Raw genomic sequence first — 18490 nt, forward strand, 5'->3', positions numbered from 1 at the left:
GTGCAGGTGGTGTTGATGCGGGTGGTGGCGGTCGCCGGGCGCTTTGCCGGTGCGGCGGCGGCGGCCGCGCTCGGCCTGGCGGTGGCGGCCGGCGGGGTGACCGCGCTTGCCCGCTATCTCTTCGGCTATGCCGTGCCCGACGGTTTCGATCTTGTCCGGCTGACCGGCGGCATCGCCGCCTGCTGGGGGATCGCCGCGGCCATCGCTGCCGACGAGCTGATCCGGATCGATGTCGCCCGCGCCCTGCCGCGGCCGTTGGCGGCGGCGGTGGCGGTTCTGGGCGGCGTGGGGGCGCTTGCCGGTGCCGTGCTGCTGGCCCGGTCCGGCGTGCTCGGCACCGGCCTGCTGCTGGCCTCGGGCGAGACCACGGCCGATCTGCAGCTGCCGCTCTGGCCCGCCCATCTGGTGATGGCGGCGGGGCTGGTCGTGGCGGCGCTGCTGGCCCTGCTGCGGCTGCTGGCGCCGGCAAGCGGGGAGACTGGCGGATGATCGATGGCGGAATCGCGGCGCTCGGCGGCTTCGGCGGCCTGTTCCTGCTCGCCCTTCTGCGCGTGCCGGTGGGCTTCGCCATGCTCATTGCCGGGCTGGGCGGCATTGCGGCGCTGATCGGGGTCAACCCGGCTGCGGCGGTGGCGGTGCAGTCGCCGCTGCGCACGCTGACCGGCTATGACATGCTGCTGATCCCGATGTTCATCGCCATGAGCGCGCTTGCCAATCACACCGGGCTGGGGCGCGAGCTGTACACCGCCGGCCATGCCTGGGCGGGCCGGGCGCGGGGCGGGCTCGGCCTCGCCACCATTCTGGCCAGCGCCGGTTTCGCCGGGATCTGCGGCTCTTCCGTCGCCTCTACCGCCGCCATGGCGCGGGTGGCCCTGCCGGAGATGCGGGCGCGCGGCTATGCGCCCGGCTTCGCCGCCGGCACCGTGGCGGCCGGGGGGACGTTGGGCATCCTGATTCCGCCCTCGCTGGTGCTGGCGCTGTACGGGCTGCTGACCGAACAGGATATCGGCCGGCTGTTCGTCGCGGGGCTGCTGCCGGGTGTGCTGGCGGTGGCGCTTTATGCGCTGACGGTGATTCTGATCGCCCGGCGCCGGCCTGAGGCGGCCCCTCGCGGTGCTGCCGCAAGCTGGTCGGAGCGGCTGGCCAGCCTGGGTGGGCTTTGGGCGGTGGCGGCGATCTTTCTCGGCATCATCGGCGGCCTGTATCTGGGCGTTTTCGCGCCTGGCGAAGCCGGTGCCATGGGCGCGCTGGCGGTGGCGGCGGTGGGGCTGATCCGCGGCCGGTTGACGCCGGCGGCCGTAAGCGGTGCCCTGACCGAGGCGGCCCGCAGCGCCGCCTCGGTGATGGTGGTGCTGATCGGGGCCCTGGTCTTCGGCTATTTCCTGGCGCTGACCCGGGCGCCCCAGCTGCTGGTTCAGGCCCTGACCGAAACCGGCCTGTCGCCCTGGGGGGTAATGGCGGCCATGCTGGCCGGCTATTTCCTGCTCGGCTGCGTGCTCGACACGCTGGCGATGATCGTGCTGACCGTGCCGATCACCTATCCGGTGGCGGTGGCGCTGGGCTTCGATCCGATCTGGTTCGGCGTGGTGGTGACCATGACGGTGGAGATCGGGCTGATCACCCCGCCTTACGGATTGAACGTGCTGGTGCTGAATACCATCGCCCGCGATGTCGGGCTTGCCACCATCTATCGCGGCGTTGCCCCCTTCGTCGCCGCCGATCTGGTGCGTGTGTTCCTGATCTGCCTGGCGCCCGGCATCGTGCTGTGGCTGCCATCGACCATGGGGTGAAGCGATGCGTCCGATCGACCCGTTCCTGCGCGGCCTGCAGCTGGCCCCCGACGCGGCTGCGGCGATAGAGGTCGGAAGCGATGATCCGCCGGTCGACTATCGTGGCCTGAATGCGCGGGTCGAAGCGCTGGCGGGCTGGCTGGCCGGGCTTCCGGACGAGGGGGCGGGGCAGTTGCGGGTGGCCGTCTATTCCCCCAACGCCGTCATGGGTTTTGCCGCCGTGCTGGCCTGCATGCGGGCCGGCGTGGTGTGGGTTCCGATCAACGCCCGCAATGCGCTGTCTGAAAACCTGTTCATCATGAAACAGGCGCGGGTGGCCGTGCTGGCGATCGCCGATGCCTTCCTGCCCGATCTGCCGCAGATCCTGGACGCAGTGCCGGGGATCGGGGCGGTGCTGCTGCTTGAGGCCGGCGTTCTGCCGGAACCGCCCGCGCGGCCGTTGCATCTGGTGCGGGCGGCGGAGCTGATCGCGGCCCCGCCGCCGCCGGCGCCCGACCCGGTGCATGATCCGGACCGGGTGTCGGCGATCCTGTCGACCGGCGGCACCACCGGCCGGCCCAAGGGCGTGGTCTGGACCGACCGGATGTGGGAGGCGCTGACCCTGTCGATCTGGGCCCATATGCCGATGCCGGCCGGCGAACGGCCGGTGCATCTGGTGGCAGCCCCCATGACCCATGCCGCCGGCGTGATCGCGCTGCCGCTGATGGCCGGCGGGGCCACCACCGTGATCCTGCCCAAGGCAGACCCGGCGGTGATCATGGATGCGATCGAACGCCATCGCGTGACACACCTCTTTCTGCCGCCGACGGTCATCTACATGATCCTGGCCGACCGGTCGACCCATGGCCATGATCTCTCGTCGCTGCGCTACCTGATCTATTCCGCCGCCCCCATGGCCCCCGACAAGCTGGCCGAGGCGATGGCCCTGTTCGGCCCGGTTCTGGTTCAGGGCTATGGCCAGGCGGAAATCCCGCTGATGGGCACGTTCATGAGCGCGGCCGAACATGTCGCGGCGCTTGTCGCCGGGGATCACGGGCGCATGGTCTCGGCCGGCCGGCCGGGGATCGCGTCTCAGGTCTCGATCCGCGATCCCGAGGGCCGGGAGCTGCCGCGTGGCGAGACCGGCGAGATCTGTTTCCGCGGCAGCCTTGTCACCCCCGGCTATGACGGCCGGCCGGAGCTGACGGCCGAACACCGCTTCGGCGACTGGCACCGCACCGGCGATCTGGGGTTCATGGACCAGGCCGGCTATGTGTCGATCGTCGATCGGGCCCGGGACATGATCATCACCGGCGGCTTCAACGTCTATTCGGCGGAGGTGGAGCGCGCCATCCTGGCCGACCCTGCGGTGCGCGACTGTGCGGTGATCGGCATACCGCACCCGGTCTGGGGGGAGGCGGTGACCGCGATCATAGAGCCGGCCGCGCCGGGTGTGCTGGATGCCGACGCCCTGGCGATGCGCCTGCGCGCGGAACTGGGTGGCGTGAAGGCGCCGAAGACCGTGGAGATCTGGCCGGAACTGCCGCGCAGCCCGGTCGGCAAGGTGCTGAAGCGCGAGATCCGCGACCGCTATTGGCAAGGACGCGAACGACAGATCTAGATGATAAATTCATGATTGTGTACGACATGCCTTGACGCCGGCCCCGGCCTGGGGAACGGTGGGCGCCATCTGTTGCCGGATCCTGGTCCGGCGCATCCGGTCTCTCTTTGATCGAGGTTGCGACCCATGTTCGCCTCGCCCTCTCCCGCGTCGGACACAGATGCCGGGTCGGTGCCCCAGGTGCTGGCCCTGGCGGAGGCCGATCCGCGCCGCCCCGCCCTGGAGGCCATGCTCATGCGCATGGCGCTCGACGATCTGGCGGATCTGCACGATCGCACCCGCAGCGCCGCGCGTGCGGCCCGTGCCGCCGCCGACATGCCGCGCCTGTTCGATCTGGTCCGCGGCATGAAGACCCTTCAGCGGATCGCCGGTGCGCGCGGACGTTTGCTCATGGCCCCGCCCCTGCGACAGCGCTGATCCGCCTCCCGTTCCCGACCGATCAGGACTCCCCCGCCGATGTCGGATGTCAATCGACCGGACGACGTGTCGTCGCCGGTGATCGCCGGGCTGAAACTGGCCCTGCCGATCATGGCCGCCTATTTTTCCGTGGCCTTCTCTTTCGGCCTGCTTGCGACCGAATCCGGGCTGCCGGCCTGGGCGGCGGTGGCCATGTCGGTGCTGGTCTATGCCGGCGCCTCGCAGTTCATGGCCGTGGCGCTGATCGCCGCCGGCACCGCCATGCCGGCGATCGTGCTGGCGGTGGGCGTGCTGAACCTGCGCCATATGGTGATGACCCTGGCGCTGCCCGGCATCCGCCCGGCGGTCGGCCTGCTGAAGCGCCCCTGGCGGATGGCGCTCTATGCCGGCATCACCGACGAGGCTTTCGCGGCCGCGAGTTTCGCCCGCGATCCGGCCGCGGCCCGGCCGGCCGCTCTGGGGACGCTGGTGCTTGCCATTTATCTGTCGTGGATCGCCGGCACGCTGGGCGGCATCGCGGCCGGTGCGCTGGTGCCGGCGGATCTGCGCGCCGCCATGGCTGCGGGGCTCTACGCGCTGTTCGTGGCCCTGCTGGTGCCGGGGCTGAAGGCGCGGCCGGCGATGGTGCTGGTGGTGAGCGCCGCCGCGATCCTGAATGCCGCCCTGAGCGCCGTTCTGCCGGCCGGCATCGCGCTGCTGGTCGCCATTCTGTGCGTGGCCGGCGGTCATGCCTTCATCTCGGGCGGCGGGTCGGCGCCCGAACCCGCCACCGATGCGACCGGGCGTCGGCTGGGGAGGGGCGGGTGATGATGTCGGACACCCTGCTGCTGGTTACCATTCTGGGCATGGCGGCAGCCACCGCCGTGCCGCGGGTGCTGCCGGCCCTGCTGCCCGCGGGCTGGCGGCCCGGCCGCCGGCTTCAGGCCTTTCTGGATGCCGTGCCCTTTGCCGCGCTGGGGGCGCTGATCGTGCCCGGTGTGTTCCAGATCGAGGGTGGCGCAACCGCCGGCCTGGCCGTTGCCGCCGCCGCGGCGGCTGCCGCCTTCGCCCGGGCGCCGCTTGCCATCACCGTCGTGATCGGCATTGCCGTCGCCTGGGCCATGGCCGGGGGAATTGGCGGCAGCTGATGCCGATGCGTTCTTGCCCCCGGCGGCACGGGGGTGCAGGATCGAAGGATGAGGCCGGCCCGGTGGCCGGCATCGCTTCGCTTCTACCGGGACGCGCATGAAGACCGATACGCCGAAGACCATCCTGCTCTCCGAGTACACCCCGCCGGCCTATCTGGTGCCGTCGATCGATCTGGAATTCCGGCTCGATCCGCATGCCACCCGGGTGACCGCCGTCTCGCGGATGGAGCGAACCGCCGGCACGCCGGCCGATGCACCGCTGGTGCTGAACGGTGCCGGGCTGAAGCTGGTTTCGGTGGCGATCGACGGTGCGCCCGTCGGCCCCGACCGCTGGCTGCAGGAAGAGGAACGCCTGGTGATCCGCAAGGTCCCGGCCGTCTTCGAGCTGACGGTGGTGACCGAGATCGACCCGGCGGGCAATACCGCGCTGGAGGGGCTCTACCTCTCCAACGGCATCTTCTGCACCCAGTGCGAGGCGGAAGGCTTCCGCAAGATCACCTATTTCCCCGACCGGCCCGATGTGATGGCGCGCTACCGCACCACCATCATCGGCGATCCGGCGGTGCTGCCGGTGATGCTGTCCAACGGCAATCCGGTGGCCGACGAGATCGGCGAGGACGGGCTCCGGCACATCACCTGGGAAGACCCGTTCCCGAAGCCCAGCTATCTCTTCGCTCTGGTCGCGGGCGATCTGGCGCTCTGCGAAAGCCCGTTCACCACCATGAACGGCCGCGAGGTCTCGCTCCGGCTCTATGTCGAGCCGCGCAACGCCGACAAGTGCGAGCACGCCATGGCCTCGCTGAAGAAGGCGATGATCTGGGACGAGCGCGCCTATGGCCGGGAATACGATCTCGACATCTACATGATCGTCGCGGTCGACGACTTCAATATGGGGGCGATGGAGAACAAGGGTCTTAACGTCTTCAATTCGAAGTACATTCTGGCCCGCCCCGACACCGCGACCGATTCCGATTACGGCGGGATCGAGGCGGTGGTCGCGCATGAATACTTCCACAACTGGACCGGCAACCGCATCACCTGCCGCGACTGGTTCCAGCTCAGCCTGAAGGAAGGGCTGACCGTCTTCCGCGAGCAGCAGTTCGTGGCCGACCACCAGTCGGCGGCCGTATCGCGCATCCACGATGTCCGGGTGCTGCGCGCCGCCCAGTTTCCCGAGGATGCGGGGCCGACCGCCCATCCCGTCCGGCCCGACAGCTATATCGAAATCAGCAACTTCTACACCTCGACCGTCTACAACAAGGGCGCCGAGGTGATCCGCATGCTCCACACCCTGATCGGGCCCGAGGCCTTCGCCCGGGGCATGGATCTCTATTTCGAGCGTCATGACGGCCAGGCGGTGACCTGCGAGGATTTCGTCCGCGCCCATGCCGATGCCAACGAGCTGGATCTGACCGATTTCTTCCGCTGGTACGTCCAGGCGGGCACGCCCGAGGTTTCGGTCGAAACCCGCCATGATCCCGAAAGCCGCAGCTTCGAGCTGACCTTTACCCAGACCCTGAAGCCGACCCCCGGCCAGCCGGTGAAGAAGCCGATGGTGATCCCCGTGCGCACCGCGCTGATCGGGGCCGATGGTGCCCCCCTGCCGCTGCGCCTGGCCAACGAGGCGGCCGATGCGCCCGAAGCCGGCGTGACCGAGCGGGTGCTGGTGCTGGAGGATCGCGTCACCCGCTTCACCTTCGCCGATGTGGCCGAGCGACCGGTGCCCTCGCTGCTCCGCGGCTTCTCGGCGCCGGTCAAGCTGGAGACGCGTGCGGAAGACGCCGATCTGGCCTTCCTGATGGGCCATGACGACGATGCCTTCAACCGCTGGGAAGCGGCGCAGACCTATGCGATCCGGGTGATCCACCGCCTGATCGCCGATGTCGGCGCCGGCCGTCCGCTTGTGCTGCCCGACGATTTCCGCGACGCCTTCGCCCGCACGATCGGCGATGACAGCCTGGATCCGGCGCTGATCGCCGAAGCGCTGACCCTGCCGGGGGAGAGCTATCTGGCCGAGACCATGACCCGGATCGATGTCGAGGGCATCACCGCCGCCCGGCAGTTCGTCCGGCGCGAGATCGGCCGCAGCCTGGAAGGGCTGCTGCTGGAGGTCTTCGACCGGCTGGCGGCCGAGGATGCGGGCAAGCCCTACAGCTTCGATCCGGCCTCGGTGGGCCGGCGGTCGCTGGCCAATCTGTGCCTGGCCTATCTGGGCGCCCCGGGCGGCGCGGCCGGGCTGGAGCGCGCCCGCCGGCGCTTCGAGACCGCCGACAATATGACAGACGCGCTGGGCGGCCTGCTGGTGCTGGCCGATCAGGAAGACGAGCTGTCGCAGCCGGCCTTCGACGCCTTCTACGCCCGCTGGAAGGATGAGCCGCTGGTGGTCGACAAGTGGTTCATGGTTCAGGCGACGGCCTCGCGCGCCAATGCGCTCGACCATGTGCTGAAGCTGATGGAGCATCCGGCCTTTTCGATGCGCAACCCCAACCGGGTGCGCTCGCTGATCGGCGCCTTCGCCGCCAGCAATCCGCGCGGCTTCCACGAGGCATCGGGCCGCGGCTACGATTTTCTGGCCGATCAGATCATCACGCTGGATGCCAGCAACCCGCAGATCGCCGCCCGGCTGGTGGGGCCGTTCAAGCGCTGGCGGCGCTATGACGACCAGCGTCAGGCCCTGATGCGCCAGGCGCTGGAGCGCATCGCCGCCCGCCAGGGCCTGTCGCGCGATGTGTACGAGATGGTCAGCAAGTCGCTGGCCTGAGGTTACGCGACCGAGGCTGCGCGACCGAGGCTGTGCGACTGACCGGGAAGGGGCGGCGCCGTCAGGGTGCCGCCCCCTGTTTTTGTCCCCGTCATCTGTGCCGATAGACCGCTGTCTCGAAGGCGAGATAGCCGCCGACCGAGGCGGCATCGGCGAAGGGCAGGATCTGGGTGGCCCAGAATCCGCCGAGCCCGGTCTCCGGGTCGATCCAGTAGAAAAGATTGGCGAGCCCCGCCCAGGCGAGGGCACCCGCCGGGCGGCCGGTGGGGGCCGGCTCGTCATTGATCATGAAGGTCAACCCCCAGGATTTGGGCATGCCGGGGAAGAATTCGGCATCGTTCGACAGCGTGGGGATCACGCCGGGCAGCATCTTGATCTTCATCTCGCCCAGCCCGTTCTGCGCCGCCATCCGCACGGTTTCGGGCCGCAGCACCGGCCCGTCGGGGCCCATGCCGTCATTCAGCCACATGCGGATGAATTTCGTGTAGTCGGTGGCGGTCGATTGCAGGCCATGGCCGCCCATATGGATCTCGGGATCCTGGGGCAGCATGAAGTCGGGCAGGGGCGTCAGGCTGCCATCCGCCCCGCGCTGATGCATCACCGCCAGACGCGCCCGCATGTCGGCGGTCATGGTGAAGGCGGTGTCGGTCATGCCCAGCGGATCCAGGATCCGGCTCTGCATCACCTCGCCCAGGCGGCGGCCGGTGATCGCCTCCACCACCCGGCCGGCCTGATCGATATTGCTGCCGTATTCCCAGGCCTCGCCCGGATCGAACAGCAGCGGCGTGTCGAGCGCGGCCCCGGTGGCGGTGATCACGCTCGGCTGGCCGCGCGTGCTGGCCAGGCGCTCATAGACCGGGTTGAAGAAGTCGTAGCCGAAGCCTGCGGTGTGCAGCAGCAGCATGCGGGTGGTGATCTCGCGCCGGGGCGCCCGCAGCCGCGGGCTGCCATCGGCCTCGAAGCCTTCGATCACCTGCACCCGGCCCAGCGCCGGCAGATAGTCGCGCGCCGGGGCGTCGAGGTCGAGCAGGCCGTCTTCCACCAGCTGCAACACGGCGGTGCCGGTCAGCGCCTTGGTGGTGGAGAAGATCGCGAAGACGGTATCCTCCGTCATCGGCATATCCCCGCCGGCGGCGCGCAGGCCTGCGGCACCACGATAAATGTCGCCCTTGCGATCGGTCGCCACGGCAACCACGCCCGGCAGACCGGGGCCCTCGGTCACGGCCCGGTTCAGCACTGCATCGGCGGCGGCTTTCAGTGTCTCGGTCATTGCCATCCTCCCTGGACGGAGCCCCCGGACTCTCCGCTCTCGATCCGGGCGGGGTTCGACCTTGGGGCCCATGGCGAGCAAGGGTAGCGGGCAGGGGTGGTCCGTCTCTATCCGGCATCGGCAGGATCTGTCGGATATCGGCAGTTTCTGCATCGCCGCCCCGCCGGCATCTCGCCAGCCACCGGGGCCGGGCGCTATCGTGATCACAACGAACCACCCGCAAAGGGAAGACGTCTGCGTGCTTCGACAGGGGAGGCGGGCACATGCTGAAAGATGCGCTGATCTATGACGCCCGGGGCAACCCGATCCGCCAGCATCACAAGGTTAATTCCCGCGACTGGGACGAGATCCGCGACTGGTCGAACCGGGTCTATATGCCCTATCTGGTGACGCCCACGGGCAGGGCCGCGACGCCGGCCTCGACCATGCATTCGGCGCGGGTGGGGCGGATCATCGTCACCCGCTTCGCCTACGGCATTCCGGTCCGCGTGCAGGACTGGTCCGAGGATGCCGGCAATGCGGTGGTGCTGACCACCATCGCCGGCAATGCCCGCCACGCCGCGACGGCGCGGCAGTTCGAGGATACCGGCGTCGGCGAAAGCTTCGTGGCCGATTGCAGCCGGATCGACCACCTGATCGATTTCGATCCCGACCATCTGCAGCTGAACCTGACCATCCCGCATGCGGTGCTGGAACAGACCTGTCGCGACTGGCTGGGCTTCGTGCCGGGCGATGCGCTCTGGCAGCACAAATGCCGGATCGGCGGGCGGGGCTCGGCCTGGCTCGCGCTGATGGAGTATCTGGTCCGGGCGATCGCGGAAGCCCCGGATCGGCTGGCCGCGGACCGGGTGGGCCGGCATCTGGAGCAGACCGTCTGCATCCATCTGCTGAACGAGTGGGCGGCACAGGCCGGGCTCGACCTGGATGAGCCCAGGCGCGGCGTGGCGCCGCGCCATGTCCGCATCGCCGAGCACTACATGGCGGAGCATGCGGCCAGCCTGCCATCGATGACCGAGGTCGCCCGGGTGGCGGGCGTCAGCCTGCGCAGCCTGACCGAGGCCTTCAGGCGTTTCCGCGGCTACACCCCCAGCGCCTTCCTGCGCGAACGCCGCCTGCAGGAGGTGCGCCGCCTGCTGCAGGCGGGCGGGTCGGACATGACCGTGTCGCGCGCCGCCTATGCGCTGGGCTATGTCAATCTGGGGGAATTCGCCCGCAGCTATCGCGCGCGCTTCGGCGAGCGTCCGTCGGAGACGCTGCGGCCCTGAAACGACGAACGCCCGCAGGCCCTCTCGGGTCCTGCGGGCGTTCCTCAACCGGACGCGGGTGCGCATTGTCCGGTCAATGCTCAGTCGCGACTGGCGCGCAGCCGGTTCATGAAGCCGGTCATTTCGGTCGACAGATGGTTGGCGCGGGCCTCCAGCGCCCGGGCGGTTTCGGCCACTTCATCGGCGGCGGTCTTGGTGTCGGCGTTCACCCGCTCGATGCCCGAAACACCGCGGGTCACCTCGCGGGTGCCGGATGAGACCTGCTGGATGTTGAGCGCGATGTCGCGGGTGGCGGCGCTCTGTTCCTCCACCGCGGCGGCGACACCCGTCGCGATTTCGTTCATCCGGCGGATGGTCTCGGCGATCTTTTCGATCGCCTGGGCGGTGGCCGAGGCGACGTTGCGCATGTCGCCGACCTGGGCGCTGATATCCTCGGTCGCACGCGCCGTCTGGGCGGCGAGGTTCTTCACCTCGCCCGCCACCACGGCGAAACCCTTGCCGGCCGCGCCGGCGCGCGCCGCCTCGATGGTGGCGTTGAGCGCCAGAAGATTGGTCTGCTCGGCGATGTCGTTGATCAGCTGGACGATCTCGCCCACCTTGCCGGCGGCACCCAGCATGCCCGAGACGGTGGTCGTGGTCTGGCGTGCATCCTCCACCGCCTGCCGGGCGATTTCCGACGACTGCGACACCTGACCGGCGATCTCGCTGATCGACCGCGACAGTTCCTCGGACGCGGCAGCCACCGCATCGACATTGGCGGCCGCCTGCTCCGCGGCGCCGGCCACGCTGCTCGCCTCGCTGCGGGCCATGTCGGCGGCACTGGTCAGCCCGTTCGAGGCCCCGCCCAGCCGCCCGACCGTCCGGGTCAGATCCTCGACCACACCGCGGATCGAGGCGTCGAGCTCACTTGCCGCTTCCAGGCGAGCCGCGCGGACCTGGGCCATGATACCGGTGATGTACTGTTCCATCGCCAGATCCATGTCCAGGAACACGACACGGCTGACCGCCGCCATGGCGCGTTCCCGCTTGTCGTGCGACCAGCGATAGGTCCGCGAGATGGCGGCGAGCAGGCGCTGCAGCACCATCTGATAGCCGCCCATATACCAGCGCGGTTCCAGGCCGATGCGGACATGGGCATTGCCGATCCGGGTGGCGCGCGCGACATAGTCGGCATCGAACCGCCCCGACATCAGCGCCATCCAATGTGCTTTCTGCGACGTCTTCAGATGGTTAACCATCCCCGGTTTCGCGATCAGGGCCTGCATCGGCGGGTAGGTCGAAAGCGTGCGGTAGAAGACCTCCAGCAGATCCTCGATCTCGGCTTCGACCACCGGCCGGACCAGGGCGAGGTCGGCGATGGTGGCGGCATCGATGCCGAGAAAGCGCAGACGATCGGCGTCGAGCGCCGATGCGGTGACGGGCGAAGCCATGATGTTCGGGACCAACCTGTTGCTGCGTGACGCTTTTCTGGGGTGCGCGCACGGCCTCTTGCAGGGCACGACGCGGACCAATTCCAAATTTTAAGGGTAAGAGAGTTGATAAATCATTACGGAATGCGTATCCGGCCTGGGCAGTCGCCGGCTCCGCCGGTGTCGACGTCCGGCCATCCTCAACGGGATCTCCGCCCATGTTCTTTTCGCTGTCCAAGCTGGTCGGGCATCTGATCCTGCCAGTCACCCTCGTACTGATCATGCTGTCGGCGGCACCCCTGATCCGTTGGCTGGGACTGCGCCGGCTGGCACGGTTTCTCGGCACCGTCGGCGGCCTGGCACTGCTCGTGATGCTGTTCACGCCGCTGGATGACTGGCTGCTCTCCCCCCTGGAGGGCCGGTTCCCGCAGATGGAGCGGCAGGCGGTCATTGACGGCGATTTCGCCGGCATCATCGTGCTCGGCGGCGCCGAAGACGGGCGATTGACCCGCGCCCATGGCCAGCCGGCGATCGGATTGGGGGGCGAGCGTTTCACCGAGGCTGCGATTCTGTCCCGGCTGCGCCCCGATCTGCCGGTGGTCTTCACCGGCGGCAGCGGTTTTTACAGCGATCCCGAGGCGAGCGGCGGCCCGGTGGCCGAGGCCCTGCTGCTGGATCTGGGCGTACCGGCGGATCGCCTGCTTATCGAAAGCCGCAGTCGGGATACCTGGGAGAATGCCACCTTTACCCGCGCGCTCGTCGGGGATGTGGTCAGCCGTCCCTGGATTCTGATCACGAGCGCCTATCACATGCCGCGGTCCTATGGTGTGTTCACCACCGATGGCTGGAATATCCGGGCGTACCCGGTCGATTACAATGCGCTCGGGCCGATCTGGGGATGGAATGACTACCGCTTCGTTGATCGTCTGTGGCAGATCCATATGGCAACGCGTGAATGGTTGGGCCTGCTCGCCTACAGGCTGAGCGGGCGCCTGGAGCATATCTTTCCCGCTCCGGTGGATCGCCGCTCATCTGAATGAATGGGTGATTTTGATTTAACAACGATGCTGTTGTGCTGGCCGCTGCACCTCATTATACCTGTTTCCTAGGGGAATTCTTGCTGAAGGAATGCATGTTGCAATTTGCATGACTTCGGATTCTTTGGGTAAAGACGGCGACCCGAAGTGAGGCTATGCGGAACATTGGTATCAGACAGCTGGCACTGGCACTGACGGTCATGACCGTCCTGCCCCTGATGGCGGTTCTGGGCTGGTCGGTGATTACCACCGGGCGGCTGGATCAGCAGCGCGTCGGCCAGCAGTTTTCAGTGACCACGCATACCGCCGCTCAGGAACTGCGCCAACGGATCGATGCCGCGCGGCAGCTGATCGCCGCGATGGCCGCTGGTGGCGTGCCGGGCATGAACGATTCGGATTGTGATGCGCGGTTTGCCCAGCTCGTGCATCTGCGGCCGATTTACAACAACATGTTCGTCACCGACATGTCCGGGCGGATCATCTGCACGGCCCGGCCTCTGCCGGCGGTGGACGGCCAGCCGGCCAGTCTTGGTGCACGGCCTTATTTTGCGGCGGCGCTGACGGCCACGGAGCCGCTGGTCGCCGGATGGTTGCCGGGCATGGCCAATGGCCGCCCGATCCTGCCCGTGGTGATGCCGGTCCGCGACCCGCAGGGCCGGCCGGTTGCCGTCGTCGGGGCCTCGATCGACCTGCTCGCCTTTGTGCAGGGGATCCGGGCGGAGTTGCCGGCGGATAGCGCGGTGACGCTCTGGTCGTCAGAGGGTGCGCTGGTCGTCCATGCGGGCCCGGTTCCGCCGCCCGAGCCGGCGGGGGTGGCCAGTGCCCTGCGGATGGGGAGGAACGGCGGGACCGCCATGGCTGCGGATGTCGGGTCTGTGACGCCCGTGTTCAGCCTTCCGGCGGCGCAGGACCTTCCGGAACGAGTGATGATGCTGGAGGCGGTCTCCTTCGGCACCGAGTCCCTGACCCTTGGCATCTCGATGGATGAGGCGCGCCTGTTCGGCCCGGTTCGTGCGCTGATGTCGAGCAACTTCGTGCTGGCGCTCTGGCTTTCGGCCGGTCTCGTCATTCTGTCGATGGCGGTCATGCGCATGGTGCTGGTGCGTCCGCTCGGCCGCCTGTCGCATTATGCCAAGGCCATGGCCCGGGGCGAGGCGCCACGCCATATCCCCGATGTCTCGAAAGTGCGCGAGATCAGCGATCTCGCCTCGACCCTGGATGCGCTCTTCGCGGATCTGGCGGAGCGCGAAGTCCAGCGCAACCGTGCGGAAGACGCCCTGCAGCGGGCCCTGGCGGGGATGGAGCGCACGGTGGCGGCCCGGACGGCGGAACTTGCCGATGCGCATGAGGCGGCACGCCTCAGGGCGCGCGATCTGGAACGCGGACGCAACCGCGAACGGATTGCGGGCCGCATGACCGATCTGATTCAGTCCTGCGCCTCGGTCGACGAGGCGATGGATGTATTGGCGCGGATGATGCCGTCGCTGTCGAACGGCGATCGCGGGCGGGCCTTCCTGCACCGGCCGGGACAGGCTGCGCTGGAACCCGCGGCAGTCTGGGGGGCGCCGCTGCTGCCCGGGCACGGCATCACCGAGGATGATTGCTGGTCGCTGCGCCTGGGGCATGCTCATGTCAGCCGGGCCGACGGGACGATGCCGATCTGCCGGCATCTGGAGGCTGTGCCTGGCCGGCACCTCTGTGTGCCCCTCATCGCCCATGGCGAGATTCTGGGGATGGTTACCCTGGAGCGCGACGATACGGACGATCGCACCGACTGGGCCGAAGGCGAGATTGCGGCGCTGGACCGTGTGGCCCTGTCGATCGCCAACGTCAAACTGCGGGAGACGCTGCGGGGCATGACCATCCGCGACCCGCTGACCGGCCTGTATAACCGCCGTTTCGCCGATGAAACCCTGGCACGCGAGGTGGCCGTGGCACGCCGCGACGGGCGGCCGCTGGCGGCGATCATGGCCGATATCGACCATTTCAAGCGTTTCAACGATGCCCATGGCCATGAGGCGGGCGACCGCGTGCTGCGGATGACTGCCCGGGTCATGGCCGATCATTTCCGGCAGAGCGATGTGGTCTGCCGCTATGGCGGCGAGGAATTCCTGATCCTGATGCCGGGCGCCACCGCCGCTGATGCCGTTGCCCGCGCTGACGCCTTCCGCCGTGCCCTGGCCGGGACGGTGGAAGAAAGCGACGACGCGGCATTGGGGCCGGTTACCATCTCACTCGGCGTCGCGGTTTTCCCTGAGACTGTGGACGACGATGCCCGCCTGATCGCGGCTGCCGATGCAGCCCTTTATGCCGCCAAGCATGCCGGGCGCGATCGTGTGATGCTGGACGGTCAGGTTCAGACGGCCGGAATACTGACGGGCTGAGCCGTCAGCCGGCCTTCGTGCATCTGCCGTCAGTTGCCGGCGCCGGCCGGCGTTACCCGCCCGGCGCGGATGTCGCGGCGACGATCCTCGACATGCTCCAGGATCGTCTGCTTGCCGTCGTCATCCAGCCGGCGCCAGGCGCGGATCTCGTCGATGGTGCGATAGCAGCCTTCGCACCAGCCGGTAACGGTGCTGATGCGGCAGACATTGACGCAGGGCGAGGCGACGGTCATCGGTCAGCGGGGCTCCGGCTCTGTGGGTCAGGGACTCTGTGGGATCAGGGTTCGAACTGTTCGCGCAGGATGCGCTCTTCCAGGCTGTGGCCGCGGTCGAACAGCAGGGTAAGCTCGCGCGCCGGATCGCGGGCGACATCCACCCGACGCACGTCGCGGACCTCGGTATAATCGGCAACCGCGCTCACCGGCCGTTTCATCGGCTCCAGGATCTCAAAAGTGATGGTCGCGGTATCGGCCAGAAGGGCACCGCGCCAGCGCCGCGGCCGGAAGGCGCTGATCGGGGTCAGCGCCAGCACGCCTGCGCGCAGCGGCAGGATGGGGCCGTGTGCCGACAGGTTATAGGCGGTGCTGCCGGCGGGCGTGGAGACCAGCGCCCCGTCGGCGATCAGCATGGGTTGGCGTTCGATCCCGTCGACCAGGATGCGCAGCTTGGCGGTCTGGCGGGTTTCGCGCAGCAGCGACACCTCGTTGATCGCCAGCGCCCTGTGTTCGGTGCCGTCGACGGTAAAGGCCCGCATCAGCAGCGGATAGATCGTGGCCGGCACGGCCTCGGCCAGCCGCTGGTCCAGCCCTTCCACCCGGAACTCGTTCATCAGAAAGCCGACCGTTCCGCAATTCATGCCATAGATCGGCACATCGCGGTCCATGAAGCGGTGCAGGGTTTCCAGCATCAGCCCGTCGCCGCCCAGGGCCACGATCACCTCCGCCGTTTCGGGCGGGACCGTGGCATAGGCGGCTTCGATCGCCGCCTGACCGGCGCGCGCTTCTTCCGTGTCACCTGCAACCACTGCGAAGGTGGGGATCCGGATGGCGGCGGCCGTCACCGGCGGGCTGCCAACCATCGTGGCGCCTGCCGTTGCAGCACCGTGGCTCGGGATCTGGGTCATCTGCCGGTCAGCCGCCCGTCATGCTCATATGCCGGGTGAGGGCAGGGGCGGCGCCCCGGCGCTCGATCACAAAGTCATGGCCCTTGGGCTTGGCGTCGATGCCGCGGCGGATGGCCGCGATCAGGGGCGCGTCGTCGCCCGGGCTGGCGCGGAGCGGCTCGCGCAGGTCGACCTGATCATCCTGGCCCAGGCACATGTACAACCGACCCGTGCAGGTCACCCTGACCCGGTTGCAGCTTTCGCAGAAATTGTGGCTGAGCGGGGTGATGAATCCCAGCCGGCCGCCGGTTTCGGCGATCCGCACATAGCGGGCCGGGCCGCCCGTGCGGTCGGGCAGGTCGGTCAGGGTGAAGCGGGCCTCCAGCCTGCGGCGAACCTCGGCCAGAGAGAGATACTGGTCGACCCGGTCCTCGTCGATCTCGCCGAGCGGCATGGTCTCGATCAGGGTGAGGTCGAACCGGTTCTCGCCGCACCAGCGGACCATGTCCTCAATCTCGTCTTCGTTCTCGCCCCGCAGCGCCACCATGTTGATCTTGACTGCCAGCCCCGCCGCCTTGGCGGCGGCGATGCCGTTCATCACCCGGTCGAGCGTACCCCAGCGGGTGATGCGCTGGAAGCGCACCGGGTCGCGGCTGTCGATCGACACGTTGATCCGCCGCACGCCGGCCCGGTAGAGCCCTTCGGCATGCCGATCGAGCTGGGTGGCGTTGGTGGTGAGCGTGAGTTCCTCAAGCCGGCCGGCGGCGACATCCCGGCCCAGCTCGCCGATCAGATCCATGATCCCGCGGCGGACCAGCGGCTCGCCACCGGTGAGGCGCAGCTTGCGCACGCCAAGAACCATGAAGGCCCGCGACAGCCGGGCCAGTTCCTCCAGCGTCAGCAGATCGGCCTTGGGCAGGAAGGTCATGCTTTCGGCCATGCAGTACACGCAGCGCAGATCGCAGCGATCCGTCACCGACAGGCGCATGTAGTGCACATGCCGCCCGAAAGGATCGACCAGAGGCGGGCGATCGTTCAGAGACATGGGGTGGGCGTTGCGGGTCTGGCTCACTGCGGCGGCTCGCTCGTCCGGAGGCCCATCATCGGGGGCGTGTCCCGTTCACCGGGCTGTCTTGGGACAACATTGTGGCGGCGCAGAGGTTGCCGCGCAAGGGCCGCAGCGCAACCGGGCAGCGCCAGCCCCGGCGATCAGATCGCGTCGCCATCCCAGAGCGCCAGGATGGCGAGCCCCCGTCGGCGGTCGACCATGTCGAAAAACGCCACCGCTTCAAGCAGATCCTTGGGATCCGACACCCTGGTGCCGCGGCTCATCTTGCGGGTCAGCATGAACAGCGTAGAGAAGCCCTGGCGGGTGACGTCGGCGGCCTTGCAGGCGATGGCCAGTGCCTGGCCGGTGGTCTCGAAGGCGATCCGGCGGGCGGTGACCGGTCGGATGTCGGTCATATGGGCAAGTGCCGCTTCGAACAGCGCGATCTCGCCCTGGCGATAGCTTTGCAACAGGAAGGTCTCGGTGACGCCGCCGCCGCGTGCCAGCATGGCGACCCGCTGGCGTGCCCGGCCCTGATCCTCGGCCAGGCGGCCGGTCTCGGTCACCCTGCGGTCGACGACGCGGGCAACGGCCCGTTCGATCATCTCGGGCGAGACGTCGAAGCGCTGGACGATATGGCGGCGCAGCGACGCCCCCACCCACCAGAACATCCGGTAGGCAAGCCCCGCGGGCAGTTCCTGGCGTTGCAGCAGCGGCGGCTGGATCACCTCCATCCGCTGCGACAGCATCACGATACGTTCAAGAAGCTTCGGCGACAGCGGTGCGGCGCGGTTTGCCAGCCGTGCCGTCACCACCTCGGCCTCTGCGGCGTCCAGCAGGGCACCGGTGACGGCGTCGCTCAGATCAGGGCGCTGGGCGATGGCGGTGCGATGGGCAGAAGAGCGTTCCCGCGCGATGGCGATCAGATCGGGGTCGGTCAGAATAGGCGACCGCGACAGCAGAGGATGGGCGACCTCGATCTGGTCGTTCGCCAGCATCACGAACAGATTGGGCGGCAGCTCACCCGCCTCGGGCATCGCCGCCAGTTCTTCTGCGAGTTCACGCCGCAGCGTATGTTCGATATCGGCGACCAGTGGCTGGATCAGATGGGCGACGACGCCGCGTACCCGTTCAGTCAGTTTGCGCTCGCGGTCGATCAGCATCGTTGCGATGGTGCCGGCAATCGCCTGCCGCTGCGATGGCGGCTTCTGGAGAGCTGCCCGCGCGAGTGCTTCGACCTCGCGTTCGATCACGATCCCCCCGCTGACCACCAGCAGCTT

16 protein-coding genes are annotated in these 18490 nt (G+C 68.4%); 10 read left to right on the forward strand and 6 right to left on the reverse strand.

Translation table 11 applies throughout. The features are described from left to right. The first annotated feature begins 15 nt into the window (after window positions 1-15). From P7L68_RS14015 to pepN, 7 genes are all read left to right on the forward strand, one after another. Window positions 16-489: a TRAP transporter small permease gene (locus tag P7L68_RS14015; RefSeq protein ID WP_372006845.1), complete on the forward strand. Its 474-nt coding sequence runs from the start codon at window positions 16-18 to the stop codon at window positions 487-489. Then, window positions 486-1790: a TRAP transporter large permease gene (locus tag P7L68_RS14020; RefSeq protein WP_372006250.1), complete on the forward strand. Its 1305-nt coding sequence runs from the start codon at window positions 486-488 to the stop codon at window positions 1788-1790. The genes P7L68_RS14015 and P7L68_RS14020 overlap by 4 nt, the downstream gene beginning before the upstream one ends. A 4-nt stretch (window positions 1791-1794) precedes the next feature. Further along, window positions 1795-3390 carry an AMP-binding protein gene (locus tag P7L68_RS14025; protein WP_372006251.1) on the forward strand — a complete coding sequence of 532 codons (1596 nt, stop codon included), beginning with the start codon at window positions 1795-1797 and terminating at the stop codon, window positions 3388-3390. Window positions 3391-3516: 126 nt separating this feature from the next. Then, complete coding sequence (locus P7L68_RS14030) at window positions 3517-3807, forward strand: hypothetical protein (protein WP_372006252.1); 291 nt, start codon at window positions 3517-3519, stop codon at window positions 3805-3807. Between the two features lie 39 nt (window positions 3808-3846). Continuing rightward, complete coding sequence (locus P7L68_RS14035) at window positions 3847-4614, forward strand: AzlC family ABC transporter permease (protein ID WP_372006253.1); 768 nt, start codon at window positions 3847-3849, stop codon at window positions 4612-4614. After that, window positions 4614-4934 (forward strand): AzlD domain-containing protein, encoded by a 321-nt coding sequence (locus tag P7L68_RS14040; protein ID WP_372006254.1) that lies wholly within the window; start codon window positions 4614-4616, stop codon window positions 4932-4934. Before P7L68_RS14035 ends, P7L68_RS14040 begins: the two co-directional genes overlap by 1 nt. A gap of 97 nt (window positions 4935-5031) precedes the next feature. After that, a complete protein-coding gene (gene pepN, locus P7L68_RS14045) occupies window positions 5032-7695 on the forward strand; it encodes an aminopeptidase N (protein WP_372006255.1) in 2664 nt (887 codons plus the stop codon). Between the two features lie 91 nt (window positions 7696-7786). On the opposite strand, the gene P7L68_RS14050 is transcribed toward pepN, so the two are convergent. Continuing rightward, window positions 7787-8965, reverse strand: a complete 1179-nt coding sequence (locus P7L68_RS14050; protein WP_372006256.1) for a serine hydrolase domain-containing protein — start codon at window positions 8963-8965, stop codon at window positions 7787-7789. A gap of 263 nt (window positions 8966-9228) precedes the next feature. On the opposite strand from P7L68_RS14050, the gene P7L68_RS14055 reads away from it, so the two are divergent. After that, window positions 9229-10230 carry a helix-turn-helix transcriptional regulator gene (locus P7L68_RS14055; protein ID WP_372006257.1) on the forward strand — a complete coding sequence of 334 codons (1002 nt, stop codon included), beginning with the start codon at window positions 9229-9231 and terminating at the stop codon, window positions 10228-10230. Between the two features lie 80 nt (window positions 10231-10310). On the opposite strand, the gene P7L68_RS14060 is transcribed toward P7L68_RS14055, so the two are convergent. Next, window positions 10311-11660, reverse strand: coding sequence for a protoglobin domain-containing protein (locus P7L68_RS14060; protein ID WP_372006258.1), 1350 nt, complete (start codon window positions 11658-11660; stop codon window positions 10311-10313). Window positions 11661-11857: 197 nt separating this feature from the next. Between P7L68_RS14060 and P7L68_RS14065 the strand changes: the two genes are divergently transcribed. Together P7L68_RS14065 and P7L68_RS14070 are read left to right on the forward strand one after the other, a co-directional pair. Continuing rightward, entirely contained in the window at window positions 11858-12679 is an 822-nt protein-coding gene (locus tag P7L68_RS14065) for a YdcF family protein (protein WP_372006259.1), read from the forward strand. 197 nt (window positions 12680-12876) lie between these two features. Then, entirely contained in the window at window positions 12877-15060 is a 2184-nt protein-coding gene (locus tag P7L68_RS14070) for a diguanylate cyclase (RefSeq protein ID WP_372006260.1), read from the forward strand. Between the two features lie 29 nt (window positions 15061-15089). Here the strand turns inward: P7L68_RS14070 and P7L68_RS14075 are convergent, their stop codons facing one another. From P7L68_RS14075 to P7L68_RS14090, 4 genes are all read right to left on the reverse strand, one after another. Further along, window positions 15090-15293 (reverse strand): DUF1289 domain-containing protein, encoded by a 204-nt coding sequence (locus tag P7L68_RS14075; RefSeq protein ID WP_372006261.1) that lies wholly within the window; start codon window positions 15291-15293, stop codon window positions 15090-15092. 44 nt (window positions 15294-15337) lie between these two features. Then, the gene (locus P7L68_RS14080) at window positions 15338-16183 is read right to left on the reverse strand and encodes an NAD kinase (RefSeq protein ID WP_372006262.1); all 846 of its coding nucleotides are present in this window, start codon (window positions 16181-16183) and stop codon (window positions 15338-15340) included. A gap of 7 nt (window positions 16184-16190) precedes the next feature. Beyond that, on the reverse strand, window positions 16191-17207 hold the full coding sequence (moaA, locus tag P7L68_RS14085; protein WP_372006263.1) for a GTP 3',8-cyclase MoaA: 1017 nt from the start codon (window positions 17205-17207) through the stop codon (window positions 16191-16193). Window positions 17208-17371: 164 nt separating this feature from the next. Further along, window positions 17372-18481, reverse strand: a complete 1110-nt coding sequence (locus tag P7L68_RS14090; RefSeq protein ID WP_372006264.1) for a DUF2336 domain-containing protein — start codon at window positions 18479-18481, stop codon at window positions 17372-17374. Window positions 18482-18490 lie beyond the last annotated feature (9 nt).

Source organism: Tistrella mobilis (genome assembly GCF_041468085.1).
GTDB lineage: Bacteria > Pseudomonadota > Alphaproteobacteria > Tistrellales > Tistrellaceae > Tistrella > Tistrella mobilis_A.